This is a genomic window from Mucilaginibacter sp. SJ, from assembly GCF_028993635.1.
Lineage (GTDB): Bacteria > Bacteroidota > Bacteroidia > Sphingobacteriales > Sphingobacteriaceae > Mucilaginibacter.
In genome coordinates, this window is sequence record NZ_CP118631.1 from 1065840 (window position 1) to 1089781 (window position 23942).

At 42.6% G+C, this 23942-nt stretch carries 21 protein-coding genes; 7 read left to right on the forward strand and 14 right to left on the reverse strand.

Annotated elements, in window-relative coordinates; all coding sequences use genetic code 11:
* The first annotated feature begins 60 nt into the window (after positions 1–60).
* From MusilaSJ_RS04235 to MusilaSJ_RS04245, 3 genes are read left to right on the forward strand one after another with little or no spacing between them, the layout of a single operon-like run.
* Positions 61–750 (forward strand): ABC transporter ATP-binding protein, encoded by a 690-nt coding sequence (locus tag MusilaSJ_RS04235; RefSeq protein ID WP_274988821.1) that lies wholly within the window; start codon positions 61–63, stop codon positions 748–750.
* A gap of 4 nt (positions 751–754) precedes the next feature.
* Positions 755–3313: an ABC transporter permease gene (locus MusilaSJ_RS04240; protein ID WP_274988822.1), complete on the forward strand. Its 2559-nt coding sequence runs from the start codon at positions 755–757 to the stop codon at positions 3311–3313.
* A 20-nt stretch (positions 3314–3333) separates the two neighbouring features.
* A complete protein-coding gene (locus tag MusilaSJ_RS04245; RefSeq protein ID WP_274988823.1) occupies positions 3334–4020 on the forward strand; it encodes an arylesterase in 687 nt (228 codons plus the stop codon).
* Between the two features lie 57 nt (positions 4021–4077).
* Here the strand turns inward: MusilaSJ_RS04245 and MusilaSJ_RS04250 are convergent, their stop codons facing one another.
* Positions 4078–5091, reverse strand: coding sequence for a LacI family DNA-binding transcriptional regulator (locus MusilaSJ_RS04250; protein ID WP_274988824.1), 1014 nt, complete (start codon positions 5089–5091; stop codon positions 4078–4080).
* Between the two features lie 191 nt (positions 5092–5282).
* The gene (locus MusilaSJ_RS04255; protein WP_274988825.1) at positions 5283–6092 is read right to left on the reverse strand and encodes a hypothetical protein; all 810 of its coding nucleotides are present in this window, start codon (positions 6090–6092) and stop codon (positions 5283–5285) included.
* A 273-nt stretch (positions 6093–6365) separates the two neighbouring features.
* Between MusilaSJ_RS04255 and MusilaSJ_RS04260 the strand changes: the two genes are divergently transcribed.
* Positions 6366–7673: a PQQ-dependent sugar dehydrogenase gene (locus MusilaSJ_RS04260; protein WP_274988826.1), complete on the forward strand. Its 1308-nt coding sequence runs from the start codon at positions 6366–6368 to the stop codon at positions 7671–7673.
* A 241-nt stretch (positions 7674–7914) separates the two neighbouring features.
* Here the strand turns inward: MusilaSJ_RS04260 and MusilaSJ_RS04265 are convergent, their stop codons facing one another.
* From MusilaSJ_RS04265 to MusilaSJ_RS04305, 9 genes are all read right to left on the reverse strand, one after another.
* Positions 7915–8418: a RidA family protein gene (locus tag MusilaSJ_RS04265; RefSeq protein WP_274988827.1), complete on the reverse strand. Its 504-nt coding sequence runs from the start codon at positions 8416–8418 to the stop codon at positions 7915–7917.
* Between the two features lie 12 nt (positions 8419–8430).
* Positions 8431–8943: a hypothetical protein gene (locus MusilaSJ_RS04270; protein ID WP_274988828.1), complete on the reverse strand. Its 513-nt coding sequence runs from the start codon at positions 8941–8943 to the stop codon at positions 8431–8433.
* Positions 8937–10163 (reverse strand): carboxypeptidase-like regulatory domain-containing protein, encoded by a 1227-nt coding sequence (locus tag MusilaSJ_RS04275; protein ID WP_274988829.1) that lies wholly within the window; start codon positions 10161–10163, stop codon positions 8937–8939. Before MusilaSJ_RS04275 ends, MusilaSJ_RS04270 begins: the two co-directional genes overlap by 7 nt.
* Positions 10163–11125 (reverse strand): FecR family protein, encoded by a 963-nt coding sequence (locus MusilaSJ_RS04280; protein ID WP_274988830.1) that lies wholly within the window; start codon positions 11123–11125, stop codon positions 10163–10165. Before MusilaSJ_RS04280 ends, MusilaSJ_RS04275 begins: the two co-directional genes overlap by 1 nt.
* A gap of 1 nt (position 11126) precedes the next feature.
* Positions 11127–11735: an RNA polymerase sigma-70 factor gene (locus tag MusilaSJ_RS04285; protein WP_274988831.1), complete on the reverse strand. Its 609-nt coding sequence runs from the start codon at positions 11733–11735 to the stop codon at positions 11127–11129.
* A 240-nt stretch (positions 11736–11975) separates the two neighbouring features.
* Positions 11976–14345, reverse strand: coding sequence for an ATP-binding protein (locus MusilaSJ_RS04290; protein WP_274988832.1), 2370 nt, complete (start codon positions 14343–14345; stop codon positions 11976–11978).
* Positions 14346–14642: 297 nt separating this feature from the next.
* Positions 14643–16499 carry a glycoside hydrolase family 35 protein gene (locus MusilaSJ_RS04295; protein ID WP_274988833.1) on the reverse strand — a complete coding sequence of 619 codons (1857 nt, stop codon included), beginning with the start codon at positions 16497–16499 and terminating at the stop codon, positions 14643–14645.
* A gap of 276 nt (positions 16500–16775) precedes the next feature.
* A complete protein-coding gene (locus MusilaSJ_RS04300) occupies positions 16776–17630 on the reverse strand; it encodes a sigma-70 family RNA polymerase sigma factor (protein ID WP_274988834.1) in 855 nt (284 codons plus the stop codon).
* An 11-nt stretch (positions 17631–17641) separates the two neighbouring features.
* A complete protein-coding gene (locus tag MusilaSJ_RS04305) occupies positions 17642–18640 on the reverse strand; it encodes an NAD-dependent epimerase/dehydratase family protein (RefSeq protein WP_274988835.1) in 999 nt (332 codons plus the stop codon).
* A 148-nt stretch (positions 18641–18788) separates the two neighbouring features.
* On the opposite strand from MusilaSJ_RS04305, the gene MusilaSJ_RS04310 reads away from it, so the two are divergent.
* Positions 18789–19262 (forward strand): Lrp/AsnC family transcriptional regulator, encoded by a 474-nt coding sequence (locus MusilaSJ_RS04310; protein WP_090525447.1) that lies wholly within the window; start codon positions 18789–18791, stop codon positions 19260–19262.
* A gap of 10 nt (positions 19263–19272) precedes the next feature.
* Here MusilaSJ_RS04310 and MusilaSJ_RS04315 read toward each other — a convergent pair whose 3' ends face one another.
* Entirely contained in the window at positions 19273–19581 is a 309-nt protein-coding gene (locus MusilaSJ_RS04315; protein WP_274988836.1) for a hypothetical protein, read from the reverse strand.
* A gap of 233 nt (positions 19582–19814) precedes the next feature.
* Between MusilaSJ_RS04315 and MusilaSJ_RS04320 the strand changes: the two genes are divergently transcribed.
* Both MusilaSJ_RS04320 and MusilaSJ_RS04325 read left to right on the forward strand, forming a co-directional pair.
* A complete protein-coding gene (locus MusilaSJ_RS04320) occupies positions 19815–20090 on the forward strand; it encodes an ArsR/SmtB family transcription factor (RefSeq protein WP_274988837.1) in 276 nt (91 codons plus the stop codon).
* 78 nt (positions 20091–20168) lie between these two features.
* A complete protein-coding gene (locus tag MusilaSJ_RS04325) occupies positions 20169–21377 on the forward strand; it encodes an MFS transporter (RefSeq protein ID WP_274988838.1) in 1209 nt (402 codons plus the stop codon).
* Between the two features lie 70 nt (positions 21378–21447).
* Here the strand turns inward: MusilaSJ_RS04325 and MusilaSJ_RS04330 are convergent, their stop codons facing one another.
* Both MusilaSJ_RS04330 and MusilaSJ_RS04335 read right to left on the reverse strand, forming a co-directional pair.
* Positions 21448–22695, reverse strand: a complete 1248-nt coding sequence (locus tag MusilaSJ_RS04330) for a DUF4998 domain-containing protein (RefSeq protein WP_274988839.1) — start codon at positions 22693–22695, stop codon at positions 21448–21450.
* 34 nt (positions 22696–22729) lie between these two features.
* Positions 22730–23935, reverse strand: a complete 1206-nt coding sequence (locus MusilaSJ_RS04335) for a DUF5000 domain-containing lipoprotein (RefSeq protein ID WP_274988840.1) — start codon at positions 23933–23935, stop codon at positions 22730–22732.
* Between the last annotated feature and the right edge of the window lie 7 nt (positions 23936–23942).

Here is a 23942-nt window from a genome sequence, read left to right on the forward strand (position 1 = left end):
CAACGGCCGGGCTTGGTAACAACCCCGGCTTTTTTGTATCTATACCATAAAAAAACATCTGTGGACAATATCCTCAATATCTCTGATTTAAGTAAAACATACCAAAGTGCCGGTCGTACGCTCGCCGTGCTCGATCAAATAAATTTTTCGGTGGCGGCAGGTTCAACCAATGCTATAGTTGGGCCATCAGGCAGCGGGAAAACTACTTTGCTCGGGCTTTGCGCCGGGCTCGACCGCTCAACTTCGGGTACTGTTGAACTCAACGGCATTACCCTCAATAAACTTACCGAAGATCAGCGTGCACAGGTACGCAACCAACACGTGGGATTTATATTTCAAAATTTTCAGTTATTGCCAACACTTACCGCGCTCGAAAATGTGATGGTGCCACTTGAGCTCAGGGGCGAAAAAAACATCCGGGCAAGGGCTTTAGATCTTTTGGATAAGGTGGGGTTGTCAGAACGTGGCCATCATTATCCGCTTCAGCTTTCGGGTGGTGAACAGCAACGTGTATCATTGGCTCGTGCTTTTTCAAATGCCCCCCGGATCCTCTTTGCCGACGAGCCTACGGGAAACCTCGATGCAGAAACCAGTGACAAGGTGATCAAACTCATTTTCGATCTGAATAAGGAAGCCGGCACTACCCTCGTGGTGGTAACACACGACCTTGAGCTGGCAGCCAAAACCCAGCGCATTATCAGAATTAAGGGCGGCAAACTTATTGCTGACGAAAAAACCATTAACGGATAAGCTAATGGATAATACCGCTGTTGATTTCAAAAGAAAAATAAATATCCCCTGGCTGTTTCGGATGGCCTGGCGCGATAGCAGGCGCAACCGTTCAAGACTGTTCCTTTTTATATCGGCCATTGTATTTGGCATAGCGGCACTGGTGGCTATTTATTCGTTCAAATACAATGTGCAAAATGATGTGAACGATCAGGCAGCAACCCTGATCGGAGCCGACCTGGCTGTATCAGGTAACAAACCGGTTGACGATAAATTGAAGCACCTGCTCGATTCATTGGGTGATGAACGCTCGCAGGAACGGAGCTTTGCGTCCATGCTTTATTTTCCGCGTACTAAAGGCACCCGACTGGTACAGATCAGGGCATTACAGGGAGGTTTTCCCTATTATGGTACTTTGGAAACCACACCCGAAGCTGCCGGGGTCGATTTTAAACAGGGTAAAATGGCCCTGGTTGATAAAACCCTGATGCTGCAATTCGATGCCAAAGTAGGCGATTCGGTAAAAGTGGGTAATCTCAATTTTCAGATAGCCGGCATCCTGAATAAAGCACCCGGCCAAAGCGGCGTAATGGCGGGCATTGCCCCGGTTGTTTATATCCCCATGCAGTACCTGGAGCAAACGGGGCTTGTAAAAATTGGCAGCCGGGTTAATTATAGTTTTTATTATAAGTTTAATTCGTCGGTTAATGTAGATAAGATCGGGAAAAAGATCGATCCTATGCTTGACAAGGCAGGGATGCGCTTTGAAACCATCGAAACAAAAAAAGACAATACGGGGCGAGCCTTCGGCGACTTAAGCCGCTTTTTATCCTTAGTTGGTTTTGTTGCCCTATTATTAGGTTGCGTTGGTGTAGCCAGTGCAATCCATATTTATGTAAAAGAAAAAATCGCGTCAATAGCTATCATGCGCTGTTTGGGCGTTAAATCATCCGAAGCATTTTTGATTTACCTGATACAAATCGTTGGGATTGGCATTATCGGTTCTGTTACCGGGGCAATATTGGGGACCGCTGTTCAGCACTTATTACCCCTTGTATTCAAAGACTTTTTACCGTTTACCATTTCCGTACAAATTTCGTGGATGGCAATTGGGCAGGGTATTTTACTGGGAGTCATTATCTCTATACTATTTGCGTTGCTGCCTTTAATCTCTGTTCGCAATATTTCGCCGCTCAATACGCTTCGCATCTCGTTTGATGAAAGTGGTAACAGACGCGATCCTTTGCGCTGGCTGGTTTATTTGCTGATACTGATTTTTGTAATAGCTTTTACTTATTTGCAATTGGATAGCGTGGCAGGAAGCATCCTGTTTACGATGGGAATTCTGATTGCCTTTATGATCCTTACGGCAACGGCCTGGCTATTAATGCGCATCACTAAAGCAATAGTAAAAGGTTCATGGAGTTACCTGTGGCGACAAGGCTTTGCTAACTTATCTCGACCCAATAATCAAACCATTATTCTTATCGTATCCATTGGTTTAAGTACCATGTTTATTTGCACGCTTTATTTCGTGCAAACATTATTGGTACAGCAGGTTAATCTTTCAACCAGCGGCAATCAATCAAACATGATCCTGTTTGATATTCAGAGCAGCCAGGAAAAGGGAGTTGTTCAGTTAACAAAGCAACAGGGGCTACCTGTGCTGCAGCAAGTGCCTATTGTTACTATGCGTATTGAACAAATTAATGGTAAAACGGCCGCCGACCTTACAAAAGATACTACTATAAAAATACAGCATGGGGTATTTGCCTGGGAGTACCGTGTAACGTTCAGAGATTCGTTAACATCATCAGAGAAATTGCTGGATGGCAAATGGATTGGCAAAGCCGATCCCGCAAAAGAAATCCCGGTATCTGTTGAAGAAAACCTCTCCAAACGGGGCAACCTTAAAATTGGCGACAAAATAGAATTTAATGTACAGGGCGTACAAATGCCGGCGTATGTTGCCAGTATCCGCAAGGTTAACTGGGGTAAGGTGCAAACCAATTTCCAGGTGGTTTTTCCAAAAGGAATACTTGAGGATGCCCCACAATTTCATGTGTTGATGACACATGTATCATCAAACAAAGTATCGGCAGCTTTTCAGCAGATTGTAGTAAGGGCTTATCCTAACGTTTCGATAATAGATCTGGGGTTAATTTTAAGCGTTGTTGATGAATTGTTGAGCAAAATCAGCTACGTTATACGTTTCATGAGCGTGTTCAGCATTATAACAGGTATTGTGGTACTGATAGCATCTGTCCGGATCAGCAAATACCAGCGCATCCAGGAAAGTGTTTTATTGCGTACGCTTGGTGCAAGTCGTAAACAAATATTCACTATAACAGCGTTGGAGTATTGGTTTCTGGGTAGTTTGTCGGCCTTAACCGGGATTCTGATAGCATTTGCAGGCACTTATTTCCTGGCAAAATATAGTTTCGAGATACCATACAGTGTGAACATATTACCGGCACTTATACTATTTTTAACAGTAAGTTTGTTGACTGTTGTTATTGGCTTACTGAACAGCCGTGGAGTGTTAAACAAGCCGCCGCTTGAAATTTTAAGAACAAACGCCTGAGCGCATTGTATTTATTTTATATGAACAAAGTTACATTAAGCGGTATCTTGCTTGCAGCCCTCACAATGGCAGGATGCGGCGACGGTGCTAAATCATCAAACAATGATCAGACGCAAGCTGCCACAGAAACTGCTAAAACTGATTCGGCTTCAAAAAAAATAGTTTTATTTTTTGGCGATAGCCTCACTGCCGGTTATGGTCTCGATGACCCTGCCGATGCATTTCCGGGTGTGATCAGTCGCCGGGTTGATTCGTTAAAATTACCGTATAAAGTAATAAATGCCGGGTTAAGCGGCGAAACTACCGCAGGCGGCAATGGCCGGATAGACTGGCTGTTAAAGCAAAAAGTAGACGTTTTTGTATTGGAGCTTGGGGCTAACGACGGCCTTCGCGGGATCCCGGTAAACGAAACCGCCAAAAATCTTCAGTCCATAATAAATAAGGTAAAAACCAAATATCCCGACGCTAAACTTGTTTTGCTGGGCATGCAGGTACCGCCGAACATGGGCGCCGATTATACCGGTAAGTTCAAAAACATTTTCCCCGATCTGGCTAAAAAAAATAATATGGCCCTTGTACCTTTTTTATTGCAAGGCGTTGGCGGAGTACCATCACTTAACCAGGGCGATGGCATCCACCCTACCGCTCAGGGTGCGAAGATTGTAGCCAACAACGTATGGGCAGTTTTGCAGGATGAATTGAAATGATCAATCGTTCAGGACCTGGTATACCATCGCCCTGAATTCATCCTGCAAAACAGTTCATTAGTTTGATGAATCCCTGATAATTAGTTCGGTTGCTAATGTTATATGTTGATTTTTCTCCTCTGGAGTTGTGGCGTTAAGCCTTTCCATCAGCAGCTTGATCACATTATCGGCTATTTCATCAATGGGCTGGGCAATAGCGGTAACAGCCGGGGTATACAATTCAAAAAGTTCGTAATCGTCAAACGCGATCAAAGCAATATCATCCGGTATATTTTTACCTGCTTTCCGGATGGCCTTCAAGCCGCATTTGCCTAAATGATTATTGGCGAACAGGATGGCATCGACATCTTTATTTTTTTCCAGGAAGTTTGTCATTAACTTAAGCATCTCCTGAACAGTAGTGTGAAAATCAACCTCGGTGATATTGGGCTTTAATTTGCTTTGGTGCATGGCTTTTTCATAACCTTCAAGCCTCTCTATCATTTGAGTTTGGATAGAACTATAAGTTATAAAAGCGATATTTTTATGTCCTTTATCAATAAGGTACTGTGTGGCGTTAAAAGTGCTGAACAGGTTATCAACCACTACATAATCGGTAGCTACTTTAGGCAGGTAGCGGTCAAACAGCACCACCGGGAAACCGTCTTTGATCAAATCGCTGATATCATCTTCAATATTATCGGGCGGGGTAATAATGTAGCCATCAACATGCCTGTCGCGAAACATAGCTATCAGTTCGCGGGTTTTTTGAGTATCGTTATCTGTACTGCTGTAAATGATCTTATAACCGTTTTGGTAAGCAAGATCCTCTATGCGGCGGGCTATTGTGGCAAAAAAATGATTGGAAATATCCTGTACCAGCAAGCCAATAATATTTGATTTGCCGGTGCGTAAACTTTTGGCTAACGAATTTGGTTTGTACCCTACCTCTTTTACATATTGTAATACGCGTTTTACCAGTTCATCACTGATACGTTTTTCCTGAGCGCGACCGTTAAGGATAAAAGATACCGTAGTTTTAGATATATTAAGGCTATTGGCAATGTCAACTATAGATAATTTCTTCTTCAAGGATTTAGTATTTTAAAACCAAATATATAATATAAATGGTAATGCTAAACAGGTTTAGTAGATAATAAATGGTTTATATTGCCTATTAATTAATGAATGCCGGATAACTTAAAAACGGACAACTATATTTAAAACAAAAAAGATCGCCCATAACAGGCGACCTTTCAGTTAATATATAGGGAGTTAGAATATTAAAATCTGCGCATGCCCCGGCCTGGGTTTCCATTTTGAGAAAAACGTTCGCTACTATTACCTCTGCCATAACTGCCACCGTTTGATGGTCGGCCATCCCAGTTGCCGCGATTGTCATGACCGCCATGGTTATTATTGTTGCCATTGTTAGGCTGTCCGTTACCCCATCCACCATGATTACCATGGTTGTTATTGTTAGATTGGTTTCCATTACCCCAATTACCACGGTCATGATTACCGTTGCCCCAGTTATGATTATCCCTGCCACTTCCCCAGTTACCGCGGTTATCATATGGGTTAGGTCTTCTGCCCCAGTTTCCACGGTCACCACCCCAACCCGGGCGATAAGCATAGCCATTAGCAGGCCTTCTGTCAAAACGGTGTCCCCAGTTACCACGATCGCCCATGTAACCGCCCCACCTTTGCCTGTAAAAATCGTGACGCAAGTATGGTCGTGGCGCTCTTACCTCGTATCGTACAGCAGTACGCCAGTTATAATCCCGGTAGGCGCCTGGCAGGTAGGCACAGCTTACCCAGCGGCTGCCATCATTGTAGTAGTAACATCCTGCTCCTACATTATAATATGCTTCTACTTCCGGTAAATAGTAATAATCATCGTCGTCACTAACGTTTACGTTATCGTAATCGTCATAAACGGGCTGCTCTTCAACCACAGGTGGCGGAGGGGCCGGTACGTAAACACGGTGAGCAGGGATATTGATACCAAATTGTATAGATACCTGAGCGTTGGCTTTACTGATAAATAAGCTTCCGGCTGCTATTGCTGATAATATGGCTAAATGCTTCATAATTGTAAATTTTATATAGTTAGGACGATATCTGTCAGCAATGGTTTAACCGGACATTGCTTTATATGTTAAAACATTAGTTGATTAGTACAATCTTTTATACGGGATTACTTTAGCCAAACTTTATTTCGAGAAAACATTACAACAATCTATTGTAACCAAATTTTATTAGCCGGGCTTATAATAAAAATGAAAGTGTCACTTTAATACTACAAAACAGATTTTAGGATTATAGGTATATTTACTTAATTTGATAACCTTTAATCAATTACTATGAAAAACCGCAAATTATTACATTCCATACTGCCTGTAGTTGCTATGGGGGGCTTTATGTTTTTTACAGCCTGCAAAAGCAACAACGACTCAAAGAAAACTGCCGACAGCACTTCTACCCCTGCTTCAACAACAGAAAACGCGGGCCTTAAAACCCCGGAAGGTTTTAGCGCCAGCATTATTGCCGAAAAACTTGGTGGTACCCGCCATATTGCCATTACACCACAAGGCGATATCTATGTAAAACTTACCAACGTTAAAAACAACAAAGGCATTTTAATGCTGCATGAAGATGGTGGTAAGGCTGCTGTTAAAAACAGCTTTGGAGATTACAGCGGTACGGGTATGTCTATAAAAAATGGATATTTATACGCCTCCTCAGATGAGGAAGTTTTTCGCTATAAACTGAACGACAAGGGCGAGGTCATCAATCCTGATCAGCCTGAAAAAATAGTGACCGGTCTTATTAGCCGTCATGAGCATGAAGCTAAGGCCATAACGCTTGATAACGATGGCAACATTTACGTAAACATTGGCGCTTACTCAAATGCCTGCCAGGTTGAAGACCGTAAAAAAGGTTCTCCCGGCCAAAAGGGCTGCCCTATATTAGATTCGGCCGGCGGTATCTGGCAGTTTAAAGCAGATAAATTGAACCAGCATTATGGCGATGGTATACGTTATGCCACCGGTTTGCGTAATGTTGTAGGCATCACCTGGAACCAGCAAAACAACCAGCTTTTTGTAATGCAGCACGGCCGCGACCAGCTGTTTGAATTCTATCCACAGTATTTCACTGCTAAACAATCGGCCATATTACCTGCCGAGTGTATGTACGCGCTTAAAAAGGGTGATAACGCAGGCTGGCCTTACATGTACTACGATCAGGAACAACATAAAAAAATGCTAATGCCTGAATATGGCGGCGACGGTAAGATTGAAGGCGGAAAAGATGCTATCGACCCCGCTGCTGCTTATCCTGGTCACCTTGCCCCTAATGGCCTGTTATTTTACACCGGCGATCAGTTCCCGGCGAAATATAAAAATGGTGCATTCATAGCTTTTCACGGCTCATGGAACCGCGCACCTGAACCGCAGGCCGGTTACTTCGTGGTATTTCAACCATTTAAAGATGGCAAGCCTGAAGGTCAGTGGGAAGTTTTTGCCGATGGCTTTTCTGGCTCTGCTGCTAATACAGCTTCAGGTGCTGCGGCCCACCGTCCATGCGGCTTGGCGCAAGGCCCGGATGGCTCACTGTATGTTACCGACGATGTGGCTGGAAATATTTACAAAATCACCTATAAGAAATAATAACGGACTAAAAAAAGCTGTCATTTTATTATCATAATCACTTACAAGTATTGCGTCACAGGTATAAACAAGGCATAAAAACCGGCGACAAGGAAACCTGTCGTCGGTTTTTAAAAATTAATGGCCAAGCCCTTTTTACTCAATATTGCACAGGTAAAGGCAGCAAGGGTTGTCAATAAAAAATGGTAACACGTAAATCAGCCTGCGAAGTTTTTAAAACTTCGTAGGCTTAATATTAACCTCACTTCTTTTTGATAACAGCCGTCGCTTTTATCTCAATTAAAATATCATCCCTGAAAAGCTTGCTTACCTGCACCAGTGTACTTGCCGGTGGTTGCTTTGTATTCACATATCTATCCCTTATATTACGAACTACCTGTACCTGCGATGCATCTATGATATAATAGTTCAACTCAACCAGGTCATTCATAGTCCCGCCTGCGGCCTCAACAATGTTTTTGATATTCGTAAAAACCTGTTCAGTTTGGCTGGCCAGATCACCATTACCGGCAAGCTTACCAGCCTGATCCAAACCAACCTGGCCCGACATGATCACCATTTTGTTTTTACCAAGATCAACAATTACAGCGTGCGAATAGCCAAAAGGCTTACCTACTGTAGATGGGTTTAAAAAAGTCACATTTTTATTTGCCTCCTGGGCAAAACAAACCGACGGTGCGCAGAGTAAAATGAGATAAAGGAGTTTTTTCATCAGGTGATTATTGGTTTGTACAAATTTGGACATATTAAAGCACACTTACAATATCGTAATACCGGCCGACCAACCGATCCAACCCTTTGTACGATTGCCCCAATCAATCAAACCGGGTTTGCTTTTTATGATCTGCTGAATATCGCTGTCTCCGGCATGACGGCCGTAGTTGGTGTAAACGTTAAATGACGGCCCTGCAAAGAAGCTAATTTTTGAACCTGCCCTGAAATTTAGCAACGCACTTACCCGGTTTATCTGATTTTGATTTTTCCATCCTTTAGCCAACAACAAATGCGTTGAGCCCTCGGCCGATAGTGACATGTTATTATTGAAGATAAAATCGTGTCCCAAGCCAAAACCTGCGCTGTAATAAACATGCTTGTCCGTAAAATTAACGCCGCCTGAAATGATGGAATACAGTTTAGCATTCCCCGATTTAAAGGCGATGTTTGTCGTAGCGATCTCGTTAGTGTATACCTCAATTTTGGCATATCCATTACGCGAAATATTTAGCAAGCCTATACCATAACCATCGAGCGTATCCGCAATATTTACCATAGCAAATGACACGCCTTTATCACCCGGGCTTTATTAAAAATTCCTGCTACCTGTATTCCGCTTGCTTCGTTGCCTGTAACATTGGCTATCCCCGCAATACTAAACCCGTTGCTGTTTTTCCGGGTGTAATTGTAAATACCTGCCGCCTGGATACCTTTGCTATTGCTCACGTGGTTAAAGATCCCGGCAAGCTGAACACCCTTAAGACTGTCTTTTACCATATTATATATGCCCGCCGCCTGGATACCTTCTATGTTTTTCTGGTCGTTATTATTAATGCCGGCCAGTTGAACGCCTTTGCTGTTACCCCCAACAATATTAAAGAGCCCGGCCGCCTGTACATATTTAACTTCCTGTTTGTTGATATTAAACAGTCCCCCAAGTTCAACGCCATTAACGCCACCGTTATACCCCCCTAAAATATTGAGCGAAAAGTTATTGACTATTTGTCCGCTCATCATACCATGGCTTCCTAAACTTGGTAAAAGCGAGGTTTGTACCGGAACCGTTGAAAGGTAACCGCCTAAATTAAGGTTCTGTATTTTCTGGCCGGATGAAAGGAACATTCTGCCCAACCAGCTCCTGTCTGATTTTGAATTTGCGGCATCGGCGCTGTAATAATATTCGCGTGATTTTATGGATACGTTTACATTATTTAAAAAATTGATACTGGTATCACGATATAGCTCCTTACTCACATTAAGCGTAATCATACCATTGGCTTTTATTTTGAGCTGGAAGTAACCGTTCTGATCGGTAAGGGTTGATTCCAGCGAATTTTTTTCATAAACACTGGCATTGTAAAGTTTTTTGCCGGTGATATCATCATACACGTAACCGCTGATGTAATAAACATTGCCTGGCCCGGCCAGGGTATCAGGCACAAGAGCTAACCTGTACGGCGTAGGCCGGAGTATAATATACCCCGGCGACTCCTTATAATCAACCCTGCCATGAAACAGCTCATCAAGCAGGTTTTTGATCGTTTGCCCGGATGATACTATGCTCACCACACTATCGGTTTTGATGACATCATTGCTGTATGAGAAATAAAACTTGCCTTTTTCGCCGATAATGGTCAGTATCTCGGCTATCTTTTTTTGTTTAACATTGAGCGCTACAGTACGGTTCAGGTTATCCTGTGCAAGCGCGTTGGTAATGAGCAGGCAGCCCGCCAATACGAGCATTATATAAAATAATATATTTAGTTTCTTTTCCATCAGTTTTTGATTATGATGAGATGAGGTTTTTTGATCACTTTAACATCGCCAAGGGTTTTGCTTATGACCTCTAAAATCCCATCAAGTGAACCTGCTTTAAATGTGGTTGTTATAGTCCTGTTAGCCAGTTTTTTATTATCTATCACAATATTTGCGTGATAGGCTTCATTAAGCACATCCACAAGCCGCCACAGTGGTGTTTTATTGGCTACGAACTTTTGGGTACGATAATAATTATATAGCTCATCCTGGCTGCTGCCTTTCTGCAGGCGGCCACTTTGTACCGATGCTTTCTCCTTAGGTTTTAGTTTCACCACTATCTCCTGCTGAATTACCTGCACAACGCCGGTTTCAACAATAACCTCGGTATTGGGGCCGGTAGTTTTAATATTGAACGATGTACCTACCACCTTCACAACCAGGTCATTTACGTGGATCATAAATGGTTTTGATTTATCATGCGCCACATCAAAAAAAGCTTCTCCTTTTAACGAAATCTCCCTGGTATCGCCGGTAAATCTGTCAGGGTAATTCAATACCGAGTTTTTATTCATGGTGATCAATGAGCCATCGGCTAAAGTAACCTTGCGAACCATGTTGCCGCTTTTTAACGTGAGCATATTGGGCTTACCGGGTTTAAGCACCGCATACAATATTCCCGCGCTCCCTAATATAACCAGCCACATAGCAGCCATTTTAAGCCAGCGGTTTGCCGGCTTTAAAGATTTAATTGTAGCCGATGCCTCCCCCCTGTTTTGTGACAGCTGTTTAAATTCAGCCCATGAAGCATCAGGATCAAGCTTACTTTCTATTTTAAGTTCGCGGCTGGTATCCCAGATCAGTTTAAAATGATCAAAATACTTTCGGTTATCGTCATTTTCGCCAAGCCAGCGGTTGATGGTTTCATTCTCAACCGACGTGGTTTCGTTCAGCATGTATTTGGTTAATAAATCGTCCATCATGTTAAATAATATTAAAAGCCCGGCTGATAAGCCAAATGATCAACGGCAGGTAATCAACTAATTTGAGCCGTAATGTTTTCAGGGCTCTGCCCATCTGGTTTTCTACTGTTTTTATGGAGATGCCTAATTCGTCGGCAATTTCCTGGTATTTTAAATCCTCAAACCTGCTTAGCTGAAATACCGTCCGACATTTTTCGGGCAAATCGTTTAGGGCTTGCTGTAATTTTTCTTTGAGATCAAGCAGCTCCATACCGCCGGCGCTTCCATCAACTTTATCCTTCGTCATATACAGTACATGCTGCTGGTGATTAACCTTTACTTTCTGGTGCCTCAGGTTATTAAGGCATTCGTTATAAACCGCGCCATACAAGTAGGCCTTTATCGAGCCGGTGAAATTCAGCCGCTCTTTGCGTTCCCAGAGCCGCATGAAAACGTTTTGTACCATCCCCTTCGCCGTATCTTCATCTCTTAAAATAGAGATAGCATACACATGTAACGGCCTGATGAAGTGCTTATAAACCTTTTCAAAGGTTGCTTCATCGCCCGAGAGCAGCAGCGGGATCAATTGTTCGCTATTTATATCCAAAATATCATCAGTTTGGGTTAACATTCAATTAAATCTTAATGCGGTAATTAATGGTTGTAAGGATGTTTATCCATTTATTCTCCTCAATTATCCGCCTGGCCCAATTATTATCGGGAGAGTAAATAAAAGTAATAAGAAGTAATAAGGAAGCTAATCTGTTCATTTTAGTAAAATTTATCCTGAAACACGCCAGGATCATTTTACCCCTATGAGCAAATGAATTTTTATTTAAAAAACGAACAGAGAGTTTGATTCAGGAAGATCTTATACATGCTCCTGCTTAAAAACGTGATGTAATACTTTACTATGCAGCTCATCGGGTAAAAAAGGTTTCATCACAATGTCATCAAAACCTGTTTTATAAGCTTCGTCCTCTACATCTTTGGGAAGATTGGCGGTAAGGGCTATAATGGGAATGCTTATGCCGTTCAATCTCATTTTTTTTGTGGATTCATACCCATCCATCACAGGCATTTGCAAATCCATCAGCACAAGGCGATGTTTTAACGTATCCAGCTTGTCAAGTGCTTCCTGTCCGTTGGTTGCCACATCAGTAATAGCCCCCCAGCGTTTTAAATAAGTTTGCGCTACCAGCACATTCATCGGGTTATCATCAACCAGCAAAATAGAGATCCCGCTCAGGAGCTTATCATTTGCATCGGGTTTAACGTTAACATTAACCGCCTCTGATATTTTACCGGCTTTTTCAAAGGTTTTAATAAAATAAAATACCGAACCTACCCCTTCCTCACTAATCAATTGTAAAGACGACTCCTGTAACTCCAATATTTTTTTACTGATTGCAAGACCTAAACCTGTCCCACCAAAACTGCGTGATATGGACGAATCGGCCTGGGTAAAGCGCTCAAATATGAGTTTCTGTTTGCCACGGGGGATACCGATACCGGTATCTTTAACAAACACCATTAACGTGGCTGTGGTTTCGGTTTGTTCTTTCACCTCAATACCTAACACTACCTCGCCGCTTGGGGTAAACTTTATGGCATTATGAACGAGGTTAGTAATTACCTGCGACAAGCGGGTGGGGTCGCCAAGCAGTTTATGCTGCAATCTCTTATCAAAATCAAGCTTCAGGGTTATATCCTTATCATGTGCTACTGTTTGCAAACCACCTACTACATTGCGGGCAATTGCAGCCAGGTCCATCTCTATGTTTTCAAAAGTTATTTTCCCGGCTTCTATCTTGTTATAATCCAATACATCATTCACTATTGCCAAAAGGTTATTAGCCGAAAAAAGCATAACGTCGAGATGTTCGATCTGATCCTTGCGTGGCTCGTTCTTAAGCAGCAGATGGCTCATCCCTATTACCGAATTAAGCGGTGTCCGGATTTCGTGGCTCATCGTACTCAAAAATTCACTTTTAACTTTTAAACCCTGTTCGGCTTCGGCCCTTGCCTTTTTCAATACAAATGATACCCGGTGCGCTAACACAAGCGACTGCAAAAAGAAAAAAGCGATATATCCTAAAAAGCTAACCAGTTGCAGCGGAGGTATTAATGCCCAGTAATGAAAAAGCGATATCGCAAATACTGACATTAAAGCAAACGCGCTCATTAAAGCATAAACAGATCCGGGCCTGTTATTGCGCCATGCTTTTGAGTATACATATGGAATATAAACCAGGCAAAACAGCATCACTGCTAAAAAAGGGTTCACTAACTGGGTAAAAATCCAGGGAGGACTAAACAATGTCATTAAAGTGAACGAAAAGCAAATGCCATTAATAACATTTACAACCCGGCGATCTACATCTGCCGGATATAAGTATAACGTGTAAAGGCCGAACAAGCCTATTCCTGAAAATAAGCTCATATATTCCAGCCGGGCTGTTACGTACCAGTTAATATCGGGCAATAAGGTGTGCAGCACATAGTTATCTGTACCTATGATCCGGTAACTATAAACTATAGAGAACAGGGCAAAAAGTAAAATGGCTTTGTCGCGACTGCCCAGCAAGTATAAGCCAAGGAAAAATAGCCCGCCCATTAATAAACAGCCTGTCAGCATCAGGTCAATACCTTCGGCACGATGCCGGGCCAGGTCAATTCTTTCTGCAGGCCCTATGAATATAGGTTTACTGATCCCTCCTTTACTGTGTATAAAATTAGAAATTTGCAGTGTGATATTGATGGTATCAATGTTGGGCAGATCAACAGCATGATATTCCCAATGTGCTTCAAATCCTTTTCCGGAAGTAGTTACCTTCCCGTTTGACGATACTAACTTTTTGTTAATATAAAGCCTGTATGCGCTGTAAACATCAGGCATGGCCAGCTTTAATTCGCCGTGCTTCTGGGGAAGTAAAACTTTGAGCCGGTAAGTACCATAGCCAAACGCAGGTAGCCTTTTGCCCCGCCAGGTATACCCACTCCATTTAAACGGAAACTCAACCAAAAGCCTGTCCTTAATAGCAGTAGTGTCATTGGGATTTATCAATTGGTTCCAGTAGAACAGCCAGTTTCCAGCCAGTTCAATTTTATCGTTGACAGGCTGATTGCGAAGGTCGAGTACGCCGTGCACCGCGGCTACATAGTTATTTTGTGCAGATACCCTTACTATGGTTCCGATCAATAATATAAGTATAACGTATAGAATCTTACTGATCTTCATTGATTTACGGCACTTATTATCAAATCAAAAGCTTGCAAATTTGTTTTGCTCGGGAATATGAAACAGGATTTATTTTCCTTAACCTAACTTAAGGATTTCATAATTAAGTGTGAATATAACAACCCGTACGAATATTTAGAACTATTATTAAGGCTTATCTATTGATATAAACAATAGGTTAAATTGCGCCCATGTTTAAATAGTAATAGTTAATACAAAAACCCAACCCTGCTGAATAACAGCCATAAAAACGACGGCAGGATAATTTCCTGCCGTCGTTGCTTAAGTTAAATTATATTATTTACTTACCGGGCCATCTAATACCGGTACGGTTACTGTAGTGATTTCAGTTTGTTGAGTTTCATTCAACTGATCAAGCACAACAACGCTGTTTGTACCCTTTTTAAGCCAGCAGCCTGGTAAATAAAGCGTTTGCTGCGGGCCAATTTTCCAATAGCGGCCAACGTTGATGCCGTTTACGAATACTATGCCTTTACCCCAATTCTTCATGTCTAAAAAGGTATCCCCCACTTTATTCAGGTCAAATGTTCCCTGGTAAAGTGTTGGATGGCCGGCTGTGTTTGTTGTGCCTGCCCCAAGCGCAGGAGCTTTATCCATGGGCAGCTTATACATTTGCCAGTTGCCTGTAATTTCATGATCGTCAATCTTCACCGGGCTGATGATTCCTTTAAGATTGTGAATGATCTCGCCGCCGTAATTGATCCGGCCAAGGTTTTCAACCAAAATATCCAAACGCGCATTAAAAGGAATATTTATAGGGCAGCTGAATTTATTACTTTGCCTGTTAAGCTCCGCAACTTTTTCGCCATTTACATATATGGTTGCATAATCCCGCAAACCTTCCAGGTTTAAAGTGCCGCTGACAGGTTGGGTAAATTTACGGCTGTATAATACATAACCATGGCCCTGATTAAGCGCTTCAAATGTTTGTGGGGTATCGCTTTCTACTGCCTGCTGGGCTTTCGCCATCTCCAGCAAATCGACTGTTTTGGTAAGCTTAATAGCCGGGATCCCGATCACAGGGATCTGCGCGGGCACTTCAGGAATGGCATAGGCTGCGTACCTTTTCATAAGGTTGCGGATAGCTGTAAACTTGGGAGTTACCCATCCTGCCTCACTAATAGGAGCGTCGTAATCATAGCTGGTAATATCCGGCTGAATTTGATGTTCCTTGTCGTAATTAGCACCGCTTGTGAAACCAAAGTTGGTGCCACCGTGTGCCATGTATATATTAAATGATACGGTATCTTTCAGGTACTTCTCCAGGTCTTTGATTACCGATGTTTCTGATACTTTTTCAAATTTCTCGCCCCAATGGTCAAGCCAGCCGGGATAATATTCGGCCACCATATAAGGGCCTCTACCTTCGTTATATTGGTTAATGAGTTTCTTCAAATTTTTGGTATCGCCTTCGCCATTGGCAGTTGGCAATGCCCCTTTAATTACGCCGCCTTCAAACAACCAGTCGCCATCAGAAGTAAACAATGGCACATCAACGCCCGCTTTTAAAAGCAGGTCTTTTATAGCTGCGCTGTAAATTTTATGATCGGCAAGCGGCACATCCTTACGCTGGGCTACATATGATCCAAATTCATTTTCGGCCTGAACCATAATTATTGGCCCGCCATGAGTTATTTGCAGGTCTTTAACCTGCCCCATCAACTGGTTAATGTAAGTTTTGCAGGAGTCCAGGAAACGATCGTTTTTACTGCGGATAACCAATTGTTTATCATTTTGGAGCCACCACGGATAGCCGCCAAATTCCCATTCGGCACATGCATAGGGGCCTGGTCTTAATATTACCATTAAGCCCTCCTGCTGTGCGGTTTTTACAAACTCGCGGATATCGCGGTTATCCGTTTTAAAGTCCCATACACCCGGACTAACTTCATGATGGTTCCAGAAAACGTAAGTAGCAACAGCGTTCATGCCCATTGCCCTGAGCATTTGCAGGCGCTGCTTCCAGTAAGCTTTAGGAATTCTTGCAAAATGCATTTCGCCTGAGTGGATCTGGATAGGTTTTCCATCATAAATAAAATTACCATCAGCAATTTTAAAACTATGTTTCGCCTGGCTAAAAACCTGTGAAGTTGTGAGGGTTAGCAGTAATAAAGAGAGGAGTATTTTTTTCATTTGCAATTGTAGAGTTGAACATGATTGACCGTGTATAAGTGTACCGACCATGATGTTTTTAAGCTTCTAAATTATAAAGGTTAAATAGTAATGCCTAATTTCCTGCGATCTTAATTTAGCGCAAACGTTTGCTTAATTCAGCAGATGCAAGATAAATGGTTCAAGAATTTATTTTAGTCGGCAAATTAACCCTGAACAATGAACTGGTGAAATTCATGAGGAGTAAAGTACTGAAAGAAATTAAGACACAGAAAATAAAATCCCTGCCTGCTTATCTTAAATTTTAAGCTTTTTCAAATTAGCACTTTCCCTAAGCTTATCAATTGCCCGGTTTCTTAGCTGCCTAACTCTTTCTGCGCTAATACCAAGTCGGTTACCGATTTCGGGGGCCGAGAGCTCGCTGTGTCCGTTCAGGCCATAATGATAAAATATAACAGATCGTTCGGCATCGTTTAGCTTGCCGAGCAAATCATCAAGCTGTTGTTTAAGTTGAAAGGCTTCCAAAAGGGCCTCTATTCCAGGTTCATCAGTATGTAACCGATCAAGCAGGCTATATCCCTCATTGCCGGGCGTATCAGCTTTATCATACGAATGAGTAAAAGGAGCAGCTTGCAAAGCTTCTTTTACTTTCCATTCAGCAGTTTCCAGGAATGCCGCTATTTCATCCTGAACAGGCAGTCGTTCAAGTTTTTGTTCCAGAACCCCTGTAGCCCTGTTAACATGTACAATCATATCCACCTGATTGGCAGGCAGTCGGATCATCCGTGTTTTATCCAACAGTGCTTCCATAATTCGTTGCCTGATCCACCAAACTGCATAAGATATAAATTTGAAGCCGCGGGTTTCGTCAAACCGTTTCGCGGCTTCAAGCAAACCCAAATTACCTTCGCTTATCAGGTCGCCCATGGGCATGCCCTGGTGCTGATATTTTTTTGCCACGGAAACCACAAAACGCAGATTGGCCTTTACCAACCTATGCAAAGCCGACAGATCTCCCTGCCGGATCTTCCCGGCTAACAGAACTTCTTCTTCCGTATTGATAGTTGGCTCGCGGGTAATATCACTAAAATACTTTTCCAGCGAAGCAGCATCCCGGGCTGTGATCGATTGGGTAATATTCAGGTCTCTCATTAAAACCTTATTTAACTCACTGCTGCAGTGTTGCTGTTATTTTTATAAACAAGTGCCAAATGACCAAGCATATCTGCTGCCATAGCAGCAAGGTTGTATTCAGGATACCAGCTCCAGTCGCGTGTTGCCTCAGCATCATCAACACCGGCCGGCCACGAGTTTGCAATAGACTGGCGCTTATCTGTGTTATAACTAATGGTAAAATGGGGCAGGTGCTTTTTCAACTCTGCGGCAAGTTCGGCAGGTGTAAAACTTAAAGCACCGATATTATATGCTCCGCGTTCTTTGAGTGCTTCCACAGGCGCGTTCATCAGTTGAAGCGTAGCCCTTACCGCGTCATCCATATACATCATAGGTAATGCGGTGTCGGGGTTCAGGTAGCAATCGTAACATCCATTCTGCAAAGCTTCGTGAAATATAGCTACTGCATAGTCTGTGGTGCCGCCGCCAGGCGGGGCGCTGTAGCTGATCAATCCTGGATAACGCAGGCTGCGCACATCCAGCCCATAATGCTCCCTGTAATAGGCGCACCACTGTTCACCAGCTTCCTTACTGATACCATAAACCGTTTGCGGGTCAAGCAAAGCATCCTGCGGACTGATTTTACGTGCTGTTGATGGCCCAAATACGGCAATGCTGCTCGGCCAGAACACTTTATCCAATTTATGATCTTTGGCTGCTTCCAATATATTGAGCAGGCTTTGCATGTTCAGATGCCATGCCTTTAGCGGGGCCTCTTCTCCTTTGGCAGATAAGGTAGCTGCAAGGTGATAAATTTGAGTTACTCCATAGGTAGCAACCAGGTTTTCCAGCTCATCTTTATCTAATACATTTAACTGATGATATGGCCCCTCTAAATCCGGGATTGCCGCAGCATCATGTAAGTCGGTGGCAATTATTTGTTCCCTGCCATAAACGTTTCTTAAAGCGGCAACCAGTTCGGTACCGATCTGCCCTCGGGCACCCGTAACAAGGATTACCGGAGATGGTTGTTTTTTGTCGTGCTTCATAGTATTACGATGTAAAATTGTATATTCACAATCTCATAATCCACACAACACTTAAAATTTGGTTTTCAAGACTAAAAACATTCTTAAAAACAGGTTTTAGAACTTTTTATAAATATTTAAAGCTTATATTTTAGTTTTTATAACTCTTATGCTCAACCAGCTCGATGAAACAGATATCCGCATACTCCAGCTTTTGCAGGAAAATGCGCGCCTTACCGGTCAGGAGATAGGCCTTAAGCTTAACAAAACCACTACACCGATTAATAATAGGATCCGCTCATTACAAGAACGCGGCTATATAAAAAAATATGTTGCGGTGCTTGATCATGAAAAGCTTGAACTGGATTTCATGACCTTTACGCATGTGCAACTGAAGGACCACAGCCAGCACAGCTTAAGCCATTTTGAAAGCGAGATCATTAAACTCCCGGAAGTGTTGGAATGCTATCATCTCACCGGTGATTTTGACTTTATCCTTAAGGTAACCGTAAAAGACCGCAAAGAATACTATGATTTTTTGATGAACCGGCTTTTCGCAGTCGTTGCTATTGGCAAAGTGGAAACCAAACTCGTGATGAAGGCTGCGAAAACAGAAACGGCTTTACCAATCGGCAAACAGTAGTTTCAGAGCATTAAAAATAGGTCTCAGTAGACGCCACAAGCGAAAGCAGCTCAAGCTTAGGTTCGACTTCTAAATCACTGGCCTCAAGTTCGTCAGCAAATTTATGGAACGAAGCCAGCCCCTGTAATACAAGGTGGGCCTCTTCATTTTCGAGCTGGTCAAAATGCATGAATGTTTTACCATCGGACAATAACCACGCCGTATACTTGATACCGGGATGATTTAAGGTTTTTAATTCTTCAACAATGGCAGTTATGTTGCGTTGATTGGTTGCCACAAATTCGGGGCGTGTGGTATATTGTACTCTTACTACTTTCATACCATAAAATTAACACTCAGCACCATCACTATTAAACAGGCAAAAGTGCCAACAAACGGGTGTGTTTGTGACAAAATTGAACACACCTCAGAAGCCTCCCGCCCCTGAGGTGTGCCCATGTATATCCTTCTATTGTCATTTATGCGCTTTAAATACATCGAAACATTTCTATGTATTAATATTATTTTACCTTTGCACTATAACGTTGATTGTATATCATCGAGAGTAAGAAAATGGACAACAAAAAAATAGAGAAAATATCCAGGGCGCTGAGCGATGCAAACCGGATAGCTATTTTGCAACAGTTTAAAAAAAGGAAAGATTGCCTTTACTGTGCGGAAGTAAATGATCTGCTTGACCTTACGCAGCCTTCCGTATCACACCACCTTAAACAACTGGTTGATGCCGATTTATTGTTATCGCAAAAAGAAGGCCGCAACCTTAAATATGTATTGAACCAGCAGGTACTTGATGAGTACATCGCCTGCCTGACCGAATTGAAAAGCTAAGTATTAATATTTTTTGACTTAACCCGCTATTTCAACTTAAGAACATCGAAACATTCAAATATTTAAATATATCTACTCATGAATAAAATAATCTACATTATGGCCCTTGGTGCCTTCGGTATCATAACCACGGAGTTCGGAGTTATCGGTATCCTTCCTGATCTGGTGAAAGAGTTTCATATTTCCATTGATACGGCTGGCTGGCTGCTTAGTGCCTTCGCGTTAACTGTGGCGCTTGCGGGGCCGTTTACCAATATGCTTACAGCGCGCCTTAACCGCAAATTTGTGATGAGCCTGGTATTAGGTATATTTGTTATTTCCAACCTGTTATCGGCGATAGCGCCGAACTTCACCGTGCTTATGATTGCCCGTATATTACCGGCGTTTTTACACCCCGTATTCTGGGCAGTATCCATGACTGCAGCTGCAAAACAGGCGGGGCCAAAAGATGCGCCAAAAGCCATCTCGATAGTAATGGCCGGGCTTAGCGTTGCTACCGTGTTGGGGGTGCCCTTAACCACCTACATGGCAGATCTTTTTAGTTGGAGGGCATCTTTTATCTTATCAGCCGTCATTAACTTATTAGCCTTTGGTGCGTTGACACTATTTGCACCTTCAATGCCGGTTAATGAGGAACAGGCAAGTCCCAAAAGCCAGGTAAAGCTGCTGCGGAGTGTACACTTATGGATTAAGCTGCTGGCTTCAACCATTATCCTGGCAGGCATGTTTGCCACCTATGGTTATCTTGCCGAATACCTGGATAAAGTTTCGCGTATGAGCGGGACTCAAATTAGCATCATGTTACTGGTATTTGGCGGGACAGGGATAGCGGGCAACTGGCTTATGGGTGTAGCGCTTAGTAAAAATGTAACGCTTACAACGCGGCTGTTTTTGCTGTCCTTAGTTGCAACCCATGTATTGGCCTATCTGTTTGGCGGACATTTTATTCCGATGGTTATTATTCTTTCGGTTTGGGGATTTATACACACCGGAGGATTTTTGGCGGCAAATATACAGCTTACCCATGGCATTCAGGAACCAGCGCTTGACTTTGTAAACAGCCTTCTTCCCTCCTTCTTTAATGCAGGTATTACATTGGGCACTTTACTGGGTGGTTTTGTGATTGCTTATTATGGTATCCATCAGGTAATCTGGATGGCAATACCCCTGCTTTTACTTGCACTTGGCATGAGTTTTATTACCTCAAATGCTACAAAAAAATCAATATCAGCTCAAATTGAGGAAATACCTGAGGACGAACCTGTACATGTAGCCATTTATGAATAAGCTAAATTGTAAACGATAGCTATATTAAAGTAAAAAGTCCCTGGCTAATACCAGGGACTTTTTATCATTCTTAATTTTTAAACAATTTAATATTAAACACCGTGAAGTAATTGCCCGGGTTTCCATTACCGACCAGATTACCCAGAAATCCTATGGATACTACCTGCGATGAAGAGAGTGTAAAAGTGAAGGTTTTCACCTCCCTTGAACTCGGACCGGTTGTACCTACATTTGCGCCGTTATACATCTTTACAGATCCCAACGCTGTTGAAAGGTCTGCGAGTATCGGGATGCCGTTCCCTCCGGCAGCTGCGACACAATAAACAGATGAATTTGATTGCACCTCCGAATAAGAATCGAACGAGACGATATAATTACCTGCAGGCAATGCTGATGAGGTAGCCTGATATACTATACCGTTTACCACCGGGGTATTATTCCATGTTTCCCAGTTAATGGTACCACCGCCATCAGAACTATAGCCACCATTAGTACCGCCATCTTTATTTTTGGCTGCCGCGTTGGTTATCCACGGCGCGGCAAGTGTTCCCCAACGACCATCAAAGGTGTTCCTTTGAAAAGGGCCTGTATTTGAGAGGTAAATACTTGTCACATCAGCCTTAACGCTATGATCCTGGTAATCTGTATAAAATGTATCAATAGCGGTTTTGTTGGGTTTAAACGCGGTACGATAAGTGATCACGCTACCTGCTTTAAATTTAGGCAGTGATGTGCTTAACCCGGTTGGTGATGAAATAATCAACGTATCATGCTGCTTATTGGAAGCATCGGTAAATTTAATCCGCATAGAGAGCAAACCATCATCGGCATTCACATCAGCCCAGTTGATTAAGGCCGAGCCATCTGTTTGCAGCTCTGCTTTGGCTATACCGCGGTTACTAAGCGAACTTTGGTATAAACTGCCATATACGTTGCCTGCCAGTGTAACCGGGATAGATACATGCCCCCCATTGTCATAAGTACGGATTTCGAAAGTCATGATCCCTTCTGGTAAATTAGGTATCAACAATTTTGCCGTATCAACTCCTGAAGTACGGGTTACCGGAGTTTCTATTGAATCTTGTTTACTGTTCCAATATACCCGGTATTTTATAATTTTAGGATCGGATGTAAAAAGCCCGGTTAACAGTACGCGGTTCCGGCCCGAAAACACCTGTACCGAATCCAGCTTTCCCGGATATATAATTGGCCCGTTCGGCTCATATTTCTTTTTGTAATCATCCATTTTAGTACAGGCACTTACAACGAAAGTTACCAGTACCAACAGATAGTATGATGTTATTTTATATAGTTTCATGATTGAAATTAAATTGATAAATAAGTAAGCCTTATTATTTTCCAAACAGCGTAAACTCACTGATACTCATAAAGTACGATCCTGTCCAGTTACGCAGGCTCCTGATCCTGAGATACCTATAACCACTTAAACCGGCCGGAAAATCAAAGCCCCATCCGTCATGAGCGTATTTGTAATCAGCAGCTGTTTCCGTACCCGATGGAGAACCGGATGGCTTCACTATATTACAGGTTACTAATTTTGTCCATGATGCATCCAGCGCGCCATTCACGTTTGGTGCGTTTGACCCCCATATTTCAAAATCACGCAGGTTACCCCTTACATAGTACACGTTACCTATCTCGATAAAAGGATTAAGGATAAAACGGCTGAATACACGCTGCTTGCCAAGGTCGATAGTTACCATTTGCGGACTGCCGGCGCTCTCAACCGTAAAGAGGCAATTTGGCCAGCCACCTGTAAAGTTCCCGTCAAAAATCTTGGTTACGTCAGTATACGAATACAAATTGGTAGCATCACCCGGCAACTTATAAACCGACCAATCCGATTTTGCAAATTGCTCTTCGTAAAATGGTGTAAATTTCAAAAACAAAGTGTCGGATTTATTCAAAAACCTGTCCCGCACAAAAAACGCGTATTTACGTTCAATAGCCGGCTGGCCTCTTACTGCTGCCTTTATTAAAACGCTGTTGCTGTATATATTATCCATTCCTTTTGGCTGCACATATTGGCCATTATTGGCGGTATCAACCATTGGTACAATAGCAAGGTTATCTTTAGCTGCGTTATCACAAGTGACATTAAAACCGCCGAAAGTAGGTGTTACTTTTAGCGACCGGAAAGCAAGTAAAAAAGGAGGTGTTAAAGGGTTTACTGTGACTGAAACCGGTGCCGAAGCTTTTTCGCTGGAATTAACCGCATATAGTTTTACTACATGCGCCAGCGTATCTCCAAAGCCATCCACAGTTAAATTGTTGGTGTAATGCGATGCTATTACTTCGCGGGTTTTGCCAGGCGAAGTTTCGTAAACAGCCTTTACATAAAAAAGATCGTTATCGCCTGGTAAAGAATAGGTTAAAGTAGCCTGACCATTGAGGTTTTGTACCTGTACGTTGCTTACAGTCCCCGGGCCATTGTTATTGGTTATAGTAGGTTTATTGAGTGATTCCTGCTTACAGCCTGCTATTACTATCATTAATAGTAAAATGCAGAAAGCAGCTTGTAATTTCCGTGTTTCCATGTTAATG

What these genes read in the sequence shown, in the direction of transcription:
- MusilaSJ_RS04240 (WP_274988822.1), top strand. Translation starts at nt 755, where the DNA reads ATGGATAATACCGCTGTTGATTTCAAAAGAAAAATAAATATCCCCTGG.
- MusilaSJ_RS04245 (WP_274988823.1), top strand. Translation starts at nt 3,334, where the DNA reads ATGAACAAAGTTACATTAAGCGGTATCTTGCTTGCAGCCCTCACAATG.
- MusilaSJ_RS04255 (WP_274988825.1), bottom strand. Translation starts at nt 6,092, where the DNA reads ATGAAGCATTTAGCCATATTATCAGCAATAGCAGCCGGAAGCTTATTT.
- MusilaSJ_RS04260 (WP_274988826.1), top strand. Translation starts at nt 6,366, where the DNA reads ATGAAAAACCGCAAATTATTACATTCCATACTGCCTGTAGTTGCTATG.
- MusilaSJ_RS04265 (WP_274988827.1), bottom strand. Translation starts at nt 8,418, where the DNA reads ATGTCCAAATTTGTACAAACCAATAATCACCTGATGAAAAAACTCCTT.
- MusilaSJ_RS04270 (WP_274988828.1), bottom strand. Translation starts at nt 8,943, where the DNA reads ATGGTAAATATTGCGGATACGCTCGATGGTTATGGTATAGGCTTGCTA.
- MusilaSJ_RS04275 (WP_274988829.1), bottom strand. Translation starts at nt 10,163, where the DNA reads ATGGAAAAGAAACTAAATATATTATTTTATATAATGCTCGTATTGGCG.
- MusilaSJ_RS04280 (WP_274988830.1), bottom strand. Translation starts at nt 11,125, where the DNA reads ATGATGGACGATTTATTAACCAAATACATGCTGAACGAAACCACGTCG.
- MusilaSJ_RS04285 (WP_274988831.1), bottom strand. Translation starts at nt 11,735, where the DNA reads ATGTTAACCCAAACTGATGATATTTTGGATATAAATAGCGAACAATTG.
- MusilaSJ_RS04290 (WP_274988832.1), bottom strand. Translation starts at nt 14,345, where the DNA reads ATGAAGATCAGTAAGATTCTATACGTTATACTTATATTATTGATCGGA.
- MusilaSJ_RS04295 (WP_274988833.1), bottom strand. Translation starts at nt 16,499, where the DNA reads ATGAAAAAAATACTCCTCTCTTTATTACTGCTAACCCTCACAACTTCA.
- MusilaSJ_RS04300 (WP_274988834.1), bottom strand. Translation starts at nt 17,630, where the DNA reads ATGAGAGACCTGAATATTACCCAATCGATCACAGCCCGGGATGCTGCT.
- MusilaSJ_RS04305 (WP_274988835.1), bottom strand. Translation starts at nt 18,640, where the DNA reads ATGAAGCACGACAAAAAACAACCATCTCCGGTAATCCTTGTTACGGGT.
- MusilaSJ_RS04310 (WP_090525447.1), top strand. Translation starts at nt 18,789, where the DNA reads ATGCTCAACCAGCTCGATGAAACAGATATCCGCATACTCCAGCTTTTG.
- MusilaSJ_RS04315 (WP_274988836.1), bottom strand. Translation starts at nt 19,581, where the DNA reads ATGAAAGTAGTAAGAGTACAATATACCACACGCCCCGAATTTGTGGCA.
- MusilaSJ_RS04320 (WP_274988837.1), top strand. Translation starts at nt 19,815, where the DNA reads ATGGACAACAAAAAAATAGAGAAAATATCCAGGGCGCTGAGCGATGCA.
- MusilaSJ_RS04325 (WP_274988838.1), top strand. Translation starts at nt 20,169, where the DNA reads ATGAATAAAATAATCTACATTATGGCCCTTGGTGCCTTCGGTATCATA.
- MusilaSJ_RS04330 (WP_274988839.1), bottom strand. Translation starts at nt 22,695, where the DNA reads ATGAAACTATATAAAATAACATCATACTATCTGTTGGTACTGGTAACT.
- MusilaSJ_RS04335 (WP_274988840.1), bottom strand. Translation starts at nt 23,935, where the DNA reads ATGGAAACACGGAAATTACAAGCTGCTTTCTGCATTTTACTATTAATG.